Source organism: Nocardioides alpinus (assembly GCF_900112035.1).
Taxonomy (GTDB): domain Bacteria; phylum Actinomycetota; class Actinomycetes; order Propionibacteriales; family Nocardioidaceae; genus Nocardioides; species Nocardioides alpinus.
Map to the genome: position 1 here is coordinate 180845 of NZ_FOKC01000005.1, position 14229 is coordinate 195073.

Here is a 14229-nt window from a genome sequence, read left to right on the forward strand (position 1 = left end):
TCAGTGCGTCGCGATCGGCCGACCGCCCGTCAACTTGCAAGGATTGAGACGGTGCCGTCAGGCGGCAGATAGACGCAACCCACTGCTTCGACAGCACGGCGGCGCGGGTGTCTGGCTCGATGCAGAAACGAGATCAAGAATCGCTTGGACGGTCCCGTGCGGCCGCATACTCTGTTCCCTGCAGTCTTGAAAAGCTGCGTATCTGCCACGGCTTGCCCGTCGGCGCAGCGTCGCTCGAGGTGCAACTTCCTCCAGCCCGCCTATTTAGCGGTCCAGAACGTGTGGATCCTGTTGACATCAGTTCCCTGGGGTCCCCGGCACTCCACGTGAGAACTCCTCAACGATAGGCCGGGGCATCAGGAAGTAGGTACAACTCATGAAGCGATTCATCGATGAGAAGTTCACGATGGACAACGCCCGCCAAGCGACCAAGTACGTGGTCGTGCCGATCGCAGCCATCGGTCTCGGCTTCTACACCGTGAGGAAGACGGGTTCGGCTGACGGGCTGAAGGCGGTCACCCCCTTGTTGGCGGCCGCACTGAAGTACGCCGAGTAAGAACGTCCGCTGTCGCTTGGATGGGTTCTCGGGACCATCCGGGCAACTCAGCGCGCGGTACTACCTACCCCGAATATCCATCTGCCCCGCCAGCACGTTGGGATGCGCTCGTGTGCGGCAAAATGACGGTCCCTTCGGCTGAGATCGCCGGCCTCCCCGTGGTGGCATTGCCGCGCGGAGTCCCGGGTCTCCGTATCAGCGAACGTCTTCAGCGGGGCGGGGTGGGCTTTGCAGCGGAGCCTCCAGTAGTACGGGCAGTTTCTGTCCATCCACCTCCACCAGCTCGAACCAAACGACTCTGAGGTTCGGGGGTGGCTCAGTCAGACCATCCGGAAGCGACAGAGAAATCTGACGCGTCTCACCGACGAGGGGATCAGGCCGGTACGTGAATACGAGTGTGAAGTGGAGAAAACCGTCGTCTGGCGACTCAGAGTAGAGGCTGAAACGCCCAACCAACCGTGCGCCCAGGCTGGTCTGGCCGGGCCACTGGTCGACGGGAACCTGCCCCGGCTCAACAAGTATGTCCACCTCAATCCGATCTCCCTCGCTCGGCGGTGGGATCAGGACGGTGTCTTCCTCCGCACCTTCGAAATCTGGAGGGACGCCCAAGGAGGCACGGGGAATCGCCACCGTTGCAAGGCGGCGCAGGCCCGTGTCGTCAAGAGGCTTCTGGAGGTCCCACTCTGCGTGCTTGTGCATGGCCCCATCAGGCACCGCGACCTTGTAATGGCAGCGGCCGTCCTTGTGCACCGAGATGTGCCCGAGTTGTCCTCCCGCTTGACGGTTCAGGATGTAGACCTCGCCGCCCCGTGTGATGCGGACATACCACGTCGTTGACTCCTGTCGACGAGTCTGGTCGTCGCCCGCAGCAAACTTCAGGACTGCCTGCGTGAGGCCAACTTCCGTTCGCTCAGGCATCCTTTGCCCCCGCGTTCGCGCCCGCCTCAGTCGTCAGCAATGTCTGTGCAAACGAATCCTCAGTTCGGGGCAGATCGACGTAGACCGGAGGTGTTCGCGCGTTCGGGTCCGTCATGTCGGCATCGTGCCACGCACCTACCTGCGGCGCGGACGGCTTGGAAGCTACCGCGGGTCGGCCGCTTGTTGTCATCAACAACGATCTGGGCCCTTCTGGTGCGCTGACAGGCGGTGGAATGGGGCACGCGTTGGCGCCCACCGCGTTGGATGCGAGGCTACGGAGATTGCCTGTCATGCGACTGGCAGCCCCGATGATTGAGTGGTGACCGCATTGCTAGACATAGAGCTCGCTCAACGCCTCGCCGTCGGATTCCGTGACGCCATCGCCGCGGCGGTGGCCCAAGGTCGGCTTGAGTCTCGACAATTCGAAGGCTTCCCCCGCGGCGTGTGTGGTGACTCCGCTCAGATGCTCGGTCAGTACCTCCAAGACAGCGGCCTGGGCGTGTGGAACTACCGATCTGGGGTTGACGCGGGCGGCCAGACACACGCGTGGATCGAGCAGGATGGGTGGATCATCGACATCACGGCTCCGCAGTTCAAGGATGTCAAAGAGGCTGTCGTGGTCACCGATGACGACTCTTGGTACCACCGATTCAGCAGGATCGCGTCCTACCCGTACGCGGACCTGTCAGCCGTCGGCCCAGCGATGCCTGCACTTCGCCGGGACTACGAATTGCTGGTTGCTGACGCTGAACAGCAGGGCTGATCGCGCTGTTGCGTTGCTCGGAACTAGCAATGCCGCGCTCGGCGGCGGAGCGGACGCGCAGGCTCAAGTGGCGGATAGACCGGGTGGGCTGGTGGAGTATTGCGTCGTCGAGTTCGCGGCCAGTCCTGAGTCACGAGCAGCGTCTGGACGTTCCGACGGCGAAGGAGTAGGTGGATGCCAAGGCTGAGCGGATCGGGTTTCGCTGCGCGCTACGACGGCTCCACGACCGACGACGCGACACAGCGGTGGGTCGCGACCGATGAGTCCGGGTGGGACGGAGAGCAACTCATCGGTCGCTTCGACAGGTTCATGACGATCGGGTCGGTCGCCTGCGACGACGAGCACGGCGAGAGGGTGCTGCAGAGCTTGCGACGGGCGGCGAACCTCGGTGCCACCGGCGAGGTCAAGTTCAAGCATCTCAGACGCAACCCCGGTCGACTCGAGGCGCTGGCCGAGACAATGGTCTCGACCGACCTCCTTGGCAACCGGTGCATGATCTACGTGGTCGACAAGCACTTCATGGCTGCCTCGAAGTTGGTCGACCTCCTGATCGAGGAACATACGAGTTCGCGCGGTATCAACCTCTACGCCGCAGGCGCGAACATCGTGATGGGCCGCGCGCTGACTAACGAGGCTGCATCCGAGCTCGGCGCGGAGCAACACCTTGACTTGCTGCAGAACGTCGTCGACTTTGCCAGCATGCGCAATGTGGGAGGCGGTCAGGTCAGCGTCGAAGAACTGATGGCATGCCTGTACCGCGCGCGTGCGGCCTGCGGCGCCGGCTTTGTCGCGGACGTGCTCGGACTTGCTTTGCGCTGTGAGACCGAGGCGCACGACCACTTGGCACACCTTGACCGTCTTACCCGCGAAGATACGCCCGCGGCCGCTGCTGCTCCGATGGAGCCGCTCGTCCCCTCGGTTGCTGCCCTGATCGGCTGCTGGGTTGAGCGGCTCGGGCCAATCTCAGTGCTCGCCGACGAGCAGCTGACGTTGACTGACGAGATCCTTGACGTCTTCGCGAGGCTGTCGGCCATGTCGCTGAACGACGGACGCAACGGGTGGACACGGGGACCGCACTCAGCATCGGTCCATCGAGGGAGTTCGGACGACCACCCGTCGATCCAGCTCGCGGATCTGGTCGCCGGTGCCGGGCTTGCAGTTGCGCGTGGCGAGGTGGATCCCACCCGTGGGGTGCCTCCTACTCTGCGCGCGGCGGTGCTGGGTGCACTCGCCCCGATCAGTCTGCTGCCTCACGACGAACCCGGGCAGATCGTCGCGTCGACGTAGAACGGCCTTGCAACAACGCATCCAGGTCGTCGAACTTTGCGCCCACGAGGTGAAAGGCGTGCAACTGCGGCAATTTGTCAATATCCTCCAACCACTATGACCGGGGGAGAACGGGTCGAAGTGCCGGCTTCACTCGCCGGTAAGCGGCCAGGCGAAGATGCTGGCGCATCGTCATCAGGATATTTCGGGTTCCAGCATGGCTGGGTCGCTCGCCACGCATTAGAGATGGCTGACCCGACGTGCAAACTTCAATGGATCTTGTGCGAATGGCACACCGATTTCATCCTTGGGTGGGCAGGCTCGTTCGCGCCTGTGAGCGTCAAGCATCGCGAGCCGAACTCCGGCCATTGGACCATCGCGACGATGTTCAGCGACGGTGGCTTGGAGACTCTCTATGCACGGTGGCGCGAGCTCGGTCGTCCCGCTCAGTGCAGATGGGTAACCAACGGTGGCCTGAATGGCGAGTGCCGGGCCCTCTCCGAGGCATGTGCAGCGGCGGACCGCGAAGCGATTAACGCCTGGGTTGACAAGCACGGCTATCGATTCGCTGGCGCGACTCGCGCGGATGTTGTCGAGTTCCTGTCGGCGCTTCGCATCGACAACGACAGTTCGCGCTCCAAAGAACCAGCGCGTCGTTCAGATCGACAATGCGGCTCGACCGGCACTGCGCAAGCTCGGCCTCAGTGCAGTCGAGGCTCCAGCGGTATATGACGCAGTCGTCGGAATTGCAAGGAATGCATCGCACGGCTTCGGGGAAACAGAACCTACAACTTGGTCGAGTAGTAGCGCCGATGCATTTGACGCCGCTGTGCTGGCCGTGGCGGACTCTGCCAAGCGTGTAGTCAGGCGCGAGCCCGTGGTGCAGGCTGCCCGCAAAATCGCTATGCCGGCTGCAGCGGTACCTCCGCCGACATCGGCGAAAAACACGACCCTGGCAAAGAAGCTGCGCAGGGGGAAGGTGGTACCGACTGCAGAAACCGCTGCGAGCCGCGCCCGGATGGGATGGACGGCGTTCGAGGCAACGTTCTCCGAACCTCTCCCCGTCGCTGGTCAGCTGAGCGCGTTCGAAGCACTCAGGTCGCGAGTCGTTCTGGAAGCAACTGACGCCCAAGTTGGCGCTTCGAAGCACGGCCAGCCCTACGGCAACGCGATGTATGAAGACATCCGCGCGCGGATGGGCGCACTCGCCGCCGAAAGATCGTCACTGGATGCGCTAACCCCGCAGCTGTTGATGGGCCTCGTGTACGACCTGACGGCGCACTGCGAGATCTGGTGGTCCGAGCGCTTTGATGTCGATGCCCTTGACTCGTCCTCACACCAAGGCGACGTCGCGGGTGGAGAATCATGAGCGGTCGTAGCGTGCAGTTAGACGGCCACTTGGGCCGCGTACTTATCTTGTTGCGGCACTTCGGGTCGACTGGCGAAACGCCCCTGGAGGGGCTGACTAAGCTTGCGAAGCTCGATTTCTTGATGAGGTATCCAGCCTTCACCGACCGGCTACTGGCAGAACTCGGCGCGGACTGGGAGCTCGGGACCGAGCCCACCGAGAGTGAGCAGTTAGCCGTGGAGAGCCGAATGGTCCGCTATAAGTACGGCCCCTGGGACGACCGCTACTACCCGGTGCTCGGGAGCCTCGCTGGCTTGGGTCTGATTACCGTCACGAAGAAGGGGCGCGCACTGGTGATGAACTTGACCGTGTCGGGCGCGGCGGTCGCTGCCGACCTTGCCAACCACGAGGACTGGTCACAGGTCGACCTCCGAGCATCGTTTCTACACAGGCATTTCGACGTGACCGGGTCACGGCTGAAGAAGCTGATCTACACGAAGCTTCCCGAGGTCGTCGACCGCCCAATTCGGACAACGATCTAGGAACGATCATGGGTAAGCGTTTGATCATCGAGAGCCTCGAGGTTCGTACGGCCACTCACGGCAAGACCTACGAGTTTCGAACCGGCGTCAACGCCGTTACCGGTCCCGTCGGGGCGGGCAAGAGTTCAATGCTCGAGCTTCTCAAGTACGGGCTCGGTGGCTCCGCGAAGCTCATGCCCGCCGTTCGAGACAACGTGCGCGTCATCAAAGTCAAGTTTCGAGCGGGCGCCGAGCACTGGGAGTTCACTCGAGAGCTGAGATCCAACGTCGTCCACGTCACCGACCTCACGACCCAAGAATCCCTCGGTCTATGGGCCACAACCAACCGCCAGAACGTGCGGAAGGTCGGGCCTGTGCTCCTCGAGTCGTTGGGCCTGCCCTCAGATTGGCGTATCCCCAAGAGCCGCAAGAAGCCAACAGACGAGACAGTGCCTGTGAGTTTCTGGGACGTGCATAAGTATCTCTACCTCGATCAAAACCGGATCGATACGAACGTGATTGGGCACAGCGACGCGAACCTAAACAACAAGCGCATCGCCGTCTTCGAGCTCATCTACGGCCTAGCGAACGAGCGCACTGTGGAGCTGCTCACAGAACGAGGAAGACGGCGCGGGGAGGCATCCGCGCTGCGCAAAAGCGCCGGAGCAATCGCCGGGTTCATGAACGACCTAGGTGACCCTGACCAGGCCGAGCTCGCCGCCCGAAAGGCGGGACTTCGCAATGAGCTAGAGCGCAGTCAACAGGCACTGGCCGAAGCCCGAACGGCCGCTCAAGGTGGGCTGGTGAGCGCCGAATCACTCAATGTCCTAGGCGCAGCACGCGCGCGTCTGGACGACCTGCTTGCTCAACGCGACGCGCTCAGGGCGTCCGTTGAAGAGGCCCGAAGCGTACGCGCTCAGCTGACCCTCGACGAACAGCGAATCAAGCGAACCGACGCGGCGAGCATGAGTCTTTCCGGCCTCGACTTCGTTCAGTGCCCTCGCTGCCTGCAGAGCCTGCCTGATGACCGTTTCGACGAGAGCCATTGCCACCTCTGCGGGCAACCACAGCCATCCGAGGACGTCGCGAAGCCTGCTGCGTCCCTATTGAAGGTTGTCCGAGAGCAGCGGCGCGAAACCGAGATGCTCGCTCAGGAAGACGAGGGCACGATCGAGGCGCTCAGCGCTCAAATTGAGCTCGCAGAACTTGCCGTGCTCGCTCAACTGCGAGAGGCATCCAGCACCGATGATGCGCGTCCAGTGCCTTTCATCGGCAACCTGGAACAAGCCGTCGGGCAGGTGGCGCAAGCCGAAGCAGCGATCCAACGTCTTGAAGATGTTGAAGCACGCTGGGCGATGCAGACCGGCCTACACAAGGAAGCAGATGACCTCGATGTCCTCGCCCGCGGAATGGCAGTCGAAGAAGCTCGAATCAGACTCGAACTGAGCGAGAACACTACATTCCTCGACGAACTCTCCGCACTGTTCAACGAGATCCTTCACGATCTACGGCTTCCGTGGCTCGGTGAAGATCGTCATGGTCACGTCGATCCCACCAACTACTTGCCGATCGTGGACGGCGAGTCCTTCGACAACCTCGCCGTTGGAGGAGGTCGCAAGACCATCGTGAATCTTGCCTACCACCTCGCGAACTTGTACATGTCCCTCTCTGAAGGCGACGACATGCTGCTTCCCACACTCCTCATGGTCGACAGCCCTAGGAAGAATGTCGGCGACGGGTCCTTGGACAAGGCCGTCGTAGAGTCCATTTACGCACGTCTCCGGACTCTTCAGACCGCTTCCGGCAACCGGTTCCAAATCATCTTCGCCGACAATGACATGCCTGCCGACGCTTCCAACTGGGTCTCCGAGCACATCGTCCTTGACTATGAAAACCCCCTTGTCCCGGGAGTGACTCATCGCGGCGAGGAGGAGTCAAACAACCCGCAGGATGCCGAAGAACTCGACTGACGTGGCATCTCGCCATCGCTCCAGACGCACTTCTGAGGTTGGGAGATGGGTCTCTAGGTCAGCAGTCGCGTCGACTAACCAGGCTTTCCTTTGACACGCCCTGCCCTACCGGGCTTCCAGTCCACGTTGTCATGCACGTCTATCTGGGCGGACTGAGCGTGTCATGCGCCGTCGACAGCCCTGCCCGACTTGCGCAGCCGCTACGAAGTCGTCCTACCCTGCTCAGCCAGCAGGCTCGTACTCCTGCGCAGTCCCGAAGTAGAGCTCGACGCCGTCCCCGATAGCTTCGGCCATGGCCGTCGCCTGTTGCTCGGTCAGCCTCGTCGTGCCGGTGTGGTCGACGAGGAACGCCTGGCCGTGCGGGGTGCGCCACAAGTGTCGCCCGGGTCCGACGACGCGAGTGGTGAGTCCGCCGTGAGTCTTGGTGCGGTGGTGGCGCCGGCGGAGGGGGCCGGAGTTGTGCGGGCCGGTCTGGCCGGGTGGCCCCGTGTCGTCGTAGGGGATCGCGTGGTCGTAGTCGACGCCGTCGCGGGTGGCGCTGCGCGGGGTGAAGGGGAAGCAGTCGCCACCGGTCTGGATCCACACGTGGTCCTTGATCACCTCGGGGTGCTCGTAGGCGTCGACTCGTCGGCGTTCACGAAGGTCGAGAACCGGGGTGACGGTGACATCGGCGTTGCCGAGGACCTCGTGGAGCTGGCGCACGTCGATAGGGCCGACGCCCTCGACTCGGGCAACGCCAACTCCAGAGCGAAGGGCTTCGTCGGTGAGGTGGACGAAGAGGCGTCCACGGCCGCGGAGCTTTGCCAGCCTGCGAGCGGGTAGGGCGCAGAGCTTGTCGATGGTGTCGGCCATGTGGTCGGCCGCCCATGCGGGCTGCTCGCGATCTGAGGTGTCCGTGTGCTCGAGGAGCAGCTTGAGCAGCTCAACCGGTCGTGCTAGCCAGCCCAGCGCGATCGAGCGGAGCTCGTCGTGGTTGTGGTCGTGCCCCATGCTCTCGCCGAGGATGTCGGCGACGCGGTCGACCATGGCGTCGATCCAGGCAGCGTCGCCGGCGGTGACGCGGGCGATGAGGTGCCGGTAGCCAAACTCGTCGGCACGGGAGAGGCGGGCGTAGCGCTCGTGCCGCGAGCGCTCGCGCTCGGCGCGGTGGGTCTCGGGATCGGCCTCGATGACCTTGGCGCGAGCGATCTCGAGGACGGTGGACGGGGCGTGGCCGCTGATGGCCTTCGCAACGGCGCGGTCGACCCGCCCGACCTGCTCGGACAGCAGCGCGCGGGAGAGCACCGCGACCTTGCGGGCCACCCACGGTTCGCAGCGCCCGGATTCGACGACCGCCCAGGTACGGGGGAGGCGGTGGACCAGGTCGAGCCCGTCCGCAATCAGCGCACGCGTCGTGGCCGGGTGGGTCTCGCGCGCCATCGCCAGCTCGGGGATCGCGTGCTCCCGGACGGCCGGCGTGCCGTCGCCACCCGGCGTGACCATCGGGTCGCGCTTGCTACGCGGATGACCCTGAGCGACCGACCACTGGATCGCGAGCCGGAGCTCGGCGACCTCGGCCAGGCGGCGGGTGCGGAGGGCCTCGGTAGCGCTGTCCAGCAGTGCCCTCGCCGACGCCTCATCGGCCGCCTGCGGCGGCTGGTGGGGTAGGAGGGAGGTGGACATGCTTCATTCTATCGAACAGGTGTTCGAACCACAAGAGGTTTGAAGCAGTGGGGGACAATGAATGAACGCAGTACCGCCCGGGCCCCAACGGGACCCGGGCGGCGTACTGCATCTGTCAGCGCTTGACGCGCACCTTCTTCTTCTCGGAGCTCGCGGCCACCGAGTCGGACCCGGCGTACGAGACCTTGACCGTGTGCTTCCCGGCCTTGAGTGCCAGGCGGAGCACAGCCTTGCCGTCGTCGAGTCGGACCTTGCGGACCTTGCCGTCCACCTTGACCACGACCTGGCCAGTGGCGCCGACCGACGCTGGGAGCGTCGAGACGAGCACGGTCAGCTTGGTGGACTTCATCCGGAGCTTGACCTTCGACTTCGCCTTCGCGACCGGTGACGTCTCCGCCGACTTGGCCACACCGGCCGGGCCACCGGCTCGGGTCGCGGTGACCTGCACCGAGATCCGCGCGCCCACGTCGTCCGCGCCCAGCACCAGCTTCGTCGACGCTGCGCCGGCGATCGGCACTCCGTCGCGCAGCCACTGGTAGGCGTACGTCAGGTTGCCCTGGTCCCAGCCGCCCGGGGTGGCGGTGAGGGTCCGGCCGACCGTCGCGTTGCCCGCGGCGACCGGGAGAGCGACCGAGACGGGCGCGGCCGGGGCGGGACTCGGCACCGCGGCCACGGAGAGCGAGCTCGCCGCGGACCCGTTGCCGGCCACGTCAGCCGCGCGGACGTCGACCGTGTGGGCAAGACCGTCGAGCTGCACCGGTCCCGTCCACGCGAGCCACGGACCACCGTCGAGGCGGTACTCCCGCACCGCGACACCCGAGGCGTCGTCCGTCGCCGACACCGTCAGCTCCCGGCTGGAAGAGACGCTGCCGGAGGCCACCGGCGGGGCCGTGTCGACCTTCACCGACTGCGTCCAGACCTCGCTCCACTGGCCGTTGGCCGAGCGGGCGCGCCAGGCGACGTCGTACGAGCCGGCGGGCAGCGCCACCGGAGCGTCGTACGCCGTCCACGAGCCGTCACCGATGCGGATCTGTCGCGTACCCGATCCCGAGAGCGTCAGCGCGGCGTCCGCGCCATACCAACCCTCGGCACCCGCGTCGGAGACCGCAGCCGTGACCGGGCCGCCGGTGTAGGCCAACCCGTCCACGGACGACAGCGTCGGCACGACCTTCTCGATCAGCCCGTCCGGCCCGAAGGTGAGGCGGTCGATCGTGGTCTCCCGGTGCGTCCCGTCACCGCCGGGGATGGCGAAGCGGTGGTAGGCGATGTACCACTCGTCGGTGCCCGGCACCTGCACGATCGAGCTGTGGCCCGTGCCGAGGATGCCCTGCGAGACGTCCTTCTCCAGGATCACGCCACGGTAGGTCCACGGCCCGGTGGGGCTGGTGCCGGTGGCGTAGCCGACGCGGTAGTTCGGCGAACCGGTGTCGTCGATCGCGTAGGTCAGGTGGTAGATCCCGTCGCGGTAGTTCATGAACGAACCCTCGCGATAGCTGGTCAGCCCCGACATCGCCGAGATGGTGCCCGGCTCGAGCGAGACCATGTCGTCGGCGAGCTCGGCCATGACCGGCGCGCCGTTGCCCCAGTAGAGGTAGTACTTCCCTGACACCGGGTCGCGGAAGGCCGCGGGGTCGATCGCCTGGCCGGAGGTGACGGCCTCGTTGTTGAGGATCATCGCCTGCGGCTGCGCCGTGAACGGGCCCGTCGGGCTGTCCGCGACCGCGACACCGATCGTCTTGCGGTTGAGCGAGGCGTTGTGGCCGGAGAAGTAGAAGTAGTACTTCCCGCCCCGCTCGATGATCGTCGGCGCCCACGCGTTGCCGGTGGCCCACGGCACGTTGCCGTTCGCGCCGTCGAGGGTCAGGAACGGCTCCTCCGAGCGCGTCCAGGTCTCCAGGTCGGGGGAGCTCCAGACATAGAAGTCCTTGCCGCCCCAGCCCGGAGTGCCGTCGGTCGTCGCGTAGATGTAGTAGGTCCCGTCGAACTCCGCGATGTTGGGGTCGGCGTAGAGACCCGGCAGCACCGGCGAGCGCATCTCGACGGCCTTAACCGTCCACACCCGGCTGGCCGAGCCGTTCGTGACGGTCAGCGCGACCGGCGAGGTGTAGTCGGCCGGACCGTCGGGCGAGACCGTGGCGCCGGAGACGACGGCGTACGCCGGGTCGAGGGTCGTCAGGTCCGTGCCCGGCTCCACCGGCAGCAGGACGGTGCCCGCGGTCGCGTCGATCAGGGCCGGCACCTTGAGCGAGTCGAGCTCGACACCGAGGACGTCGGTCGGCGCGGCAGCCATCTCGGCCACCTCGGCTCCCGAGAGCGCCCGCGAGTAGATGCGGAAGTCCTGCACCTTGCCGCGCAGCCGGTTGTCGCCGTTGTAGGCCGAGCGGCCGATGTAGTTGGCGGTCGTGACGCCGTCACCGATGTCGCCGGGGCGGCGGGTCACGTTGGCGTTGCGGGCCACCTGGCGGCCGTCGAGGTAGAGCGTCGAGACGCCATCGGCCAACGTGTACGTCACCGTCTTCCACGCGCCTCGGGCGAGCGCCGAACCGGACGTCATGCCCTGCTCGGTCGTCCAGTTCCCCGACGCGATCGCGGCCCGGTAGGTGCTGTTGCCGGTGGCGAAGAGGTAGCCGTTGCCGACCCCGTCGGTGCCGGTGTTGCCCAGGTTCCAGAGGAAGTAGTTGCCGGACTGGGCCGGGTCGACCCAGACCCTGCTCGACACGGTGATGTCGTCGAGGCCGCTCATCATGTTGTCGGGCAGCTTCACGTGACCGGTCGCGCCGCCCAGCGTCAGGGCACCGTCGGCGAAGGTCGCGTCGCCGGTCACCGTGCCGTCGTACCCGTGTCCGCTGATGTCCTCGGCGTCGCCGGTCAGGGGCAGGTGGGCGACGAGGCCGTCCTCGGTGCTCTGCACCGGGGGCGGGGGAGCCGGGAGGTCGGCGCGCAGGGCGTCGAGCTCGGCCTGGGTCACCGGCAGCACCGTGCCGTGACGCGGGCTGGCCGGCAGCTTGTAGTCGGCCGGCACCTTCCAGTCGGGCGCCTCGAGGTCGTCGGTGGTCAGCGGGATGTAGCCGCGGCCGCCGTACTCGTCGACGAAGAGGTAGTACTGACCGCCCGAGGTGTCACCGGGGTTGCGCTTGAAGACGGTCGGACCCTCCACGGCCGATGTGCCGGCGTCGCGGCCGATGCAGCCGTCCTGGAAGGCCCACGCCTTGGCGCCGACGAGGTCGGGCTCGGTGAGGCTGTCGTTCTTCTCCTGGATGATGTCGGAGCAGCCGGTGCTGCCGGCGCCCTCGTCCTTGGTGAAGCGGTAGTAGGTGTCGCCCTCCTTGATCACGGTCGAGTCGATGCGGGAGGTGCCGATGTCCTGCCAGACCTTGGCCTCGCTGAAGGTCACGAAGTCGCGCGTCGTGGCATAGAGCATCCGGTTGTAGGTGCCGCCGGTGTGGCCGGGGTCGTCGTCGGCGTAGATCTTCGACGCCCAGAACACGACGTACTGCTGCAGGTCCTCGTCCCAGTAGGCCTCCGGCGCCCAGGTGTTGCCCGCGGTCGGTGGGGACACCTGCACGTGGCGCTGCTCGGACCAGTTCTTGAGGTCGGTGGACTCCCAGATCTCGAGGTAGCGGCTGCCCTGGCGCTGCGCGCGGTCCCAGTCGCCGTTGCGGCCGATCGAGAGGTCGGTGGCGATCAGGAAGAAGCGGTCGCCCTCGGGGGAGCGGATGAGGAACGGGTCGCGCAGGCCAAGCTCGCCGTACGTCGACTCGAGCACCGGCTGGCCGCCGTTGAGCTCGTCCCAGCGCAGCGCGTTGTTGCCTCGGCTGGCGGCGAAGTAGATCTTCTCGCCGGCGATCGAGTTGTTGGTGAAGTAGCTGAACGCATAGCCGGCGTACGGCGCCGGGGCGGGCGCCTGCCGCACGGTGAGCGGGAACGCCCGGGTGGCGGTGGCGCCGCCGACGGTGACGGTCGCGGTCAGGGTGACGCTCGCGTCGCCGGAGCCGGGGGCCGGACGGTCGACGATGCCGTCGGGCGCCACGATCGCCGGTGCCGAGGAGGCCCAGGTGACGGTCGAGTCGTAGGTGCTCGTGGTCGGCAGCGTCAGGTGGCCGCGTACGTCGTCGGGGTGCACGAGGGCGAGCGCGGCGGCGGCCGCGTCGGCCTTGGACTGGTCGCCCTCGTCGGGCAGGACTGTCGCGTCGAACGTCTTCGTCGAGGTCCCGGGACCGCGGGTCAGCGTGGCGGTCAGGGTGACCTGCTCGGGGTCGGCGCCGGCGCCGGGCCGGGTGACGACACCGGTGCCGCTGATCCTGGCCGGAGCGCTCGACGCCCAGCTGATCGCGGAGCCGAAGGAGCCGGTGGTCGGCAGCGTGAGGTTGGCGGTCACGCCCGACAGGTCACCGAGGCTGAGCGCGTCGGTGTCGGACGCGAGCCGGTTGGCGTCGGTGAGCGAGATGTCGGCGACCTCGGAGGGCGTCAGCGCCCGGTTGTAGATCCGGAAGTTCCTGACCTTGCCCTTGAGGGAGTTGTCGGCGGCGTAGTTGGACTCTCCGAGCACGTTGTTGGTCGTGGTGCCGTTGCCGATCGCGCTCGGCAGGACAGTCACGTTGGTGTTCTGCCCGACCTGCACGCCGTCCTCGTAGAGCGTGCCGGTGGTCCCGGTCTGCGTGTAGGTGACCGTCTTCCAGACGCCGCGGGCCAGGGCGCGGGCGGGGGAGGGTGCGGTGTTCTTCTCGTTGTTCCACCACGTGTTGGTGATGCTCGCGCGGAAGGTGTTGCCCGACGCCATCAGGTAGCCCGAGCCCGAGGCGGGGCTGCCCACGGCCGGGTTGCCGAGGCCCCAGATGAAGTAGTTGCCCGCCTGGCTCGGCTCGATGAAGACGTCGCTCGACACCGTGACGGAGGACAGCCCGGCCAGGACGTTGTTCGGCAGCTTCACGTGGTCGTCGACGCCGTCGAGGGCGAGCCCGTTGGACCCGGTCCAGGTGCCACCACCGGCCAGGGTGCCGTTGCGGCCGTTGCCGGAGGTGTCCTCGACGACGGTGCCGGACTGCTGGGTCAGGTCGTAGCGCAGCAGGAGGCCGTCGGTGACGTCGGCCGCGGACGCGGCGGGGGTGAGAGGCGCCAGGAGCGCGAGGGGTGACGCCAGGAGGACGATCACCGCGCCTCGTGCCGTGCGCCGGGCGAGTCGTGTGGACAACGGGGACCTCCGAAGGATGTGAGCGCTAACAAAC

The 14229-nt window shown here is 66.1% G+C and carries 9 protein-coding genes; 6 read left to right on the plus strand and 3 right to left on the minus strand.

Going from position 1 to position 14229, the window contains the following annotated elements:
• Positions 1–376 precede the first annotated feature (376 nt).
• Positions 377–556, plus strand: coding sequence for a hypothetical protein (locus BM127_RS12370; RefSeq protein WP_091198975.1), 180 nt, complete (start codon positions 377–379; stop codon positions 554–556).
• 195 nt (positions 557–751) lie between these two features.
• On the opposite strand, the gene BM127_RS12375 is transcribed toward BM127_RS12370, so the two are convergent.
• Entirely contained in the window at positions 752–1474 is a 723-nt protein-coding gene (locus tag BM127_RS12375; protein WP_091198976.1) for a hypothetical protein, read from the minus strand.
• 319 nt (positions 1475–1793) lie between these two features.
• Here BM127_RS12375 and BM127_RS12380 point away from each other — a divergent pair, with 319 nt between their 5' ends.
• The 5 genes from BM127_RS12380 (at position 1794) to BM127_RS12400 (ending at position 7342) form a co-directional block, all read left to right on the plus strand.
• Positions 1794–2237 (plus strand): DUF2026 family protein, encoded by a 444-nt coding sequence (locus tag BM127_RS12380; protein WP_091198977.1) that lies wholly within the window; start codon positions 1794–1796, stop codon positions 2235–2237.
• A gap of 174 nt (positions 2238–2411) precedes the next feature.
• The gene (locus BM127_RS12385; RefSeq protein WP_091198978.1) at positions 2412–3524 is read left to right on the plus strand and encodes a hypothetical protein; all 1113 of its coding nucleotides are present in this window, start codon (positions 2412–2414) and stop codon (positions 3522–3524) included.
• Positions 3525–4380: 856 nt separating this feature from the next.
• Positions 4381–4872 carry a hypothetical protein gene (locus BM127_RS12390; protein ID WP_139227724.1) on the plus strand — a complete coding sequence of 164 codons (492 nt, stop codon included), beginning with the start codon at positions 4381–4383 and terminating at the stop codon, positions 4870–4872.
• Positions 4869–5393, plus strand: a complete 525-nt coding sequence (locus BM127_RS12395) for a hypothetical protein (RefSeq protein WP_091198980.1) — start codon at positions 4869–4871, stop codon at positions 5391–5393. The genes BM127_RS12390 and BM127_RS12395 overlap by 4 nt, the downstream gene beginning before the upstream one ends.
• A gap of 8 nt (positions 5394–5401) precedes the next feature.
• Positions 5402–7342 carry an AAA family ATPase gene (locus BM127_RS12400; protein WP_091198981.1) on the plus strand — a complete coding sequence of 647 codons (1941 nt, stop codon included), beginning with the start codon at positions 5402–5404 and terminating at the stop codon, positions 7340–7342.
• Between the two features lie 222 nt (positions 7343–7564).
• Here the strand turns inward: BM127_RS12400 and BM127_RS12405 are convergent, their stop codons facing one another.
• Together BM127_RS12405 and BM127_RS12410 are read right to left on the minus strand one after the other, a co-directional pair.
• Positions 7565–9004: a hypothetical protein gene (locus BM127_RS12405; protein ID WP_091198982.1), complete on the minus strand. Its 1440-nt coding sequence runs from the start codon at positions 9002–9004 to the stop codon at positions 7565–7567.
• A 115-nt stretch (positions 9005–9119) separates the two neighbouring features.
• On the minus strand, positions 9120–14156 hold the full coding sequence (locus tag BM127_RS12410) for a family 43 glycosylhydrolase (protein WP_175507389.1): 5037 nt from the start codon (positions 14154–14156) through the stop codon (positions 9120–9122).
• Positions 14157–14229: the final 73 nt, after the last annotated feature.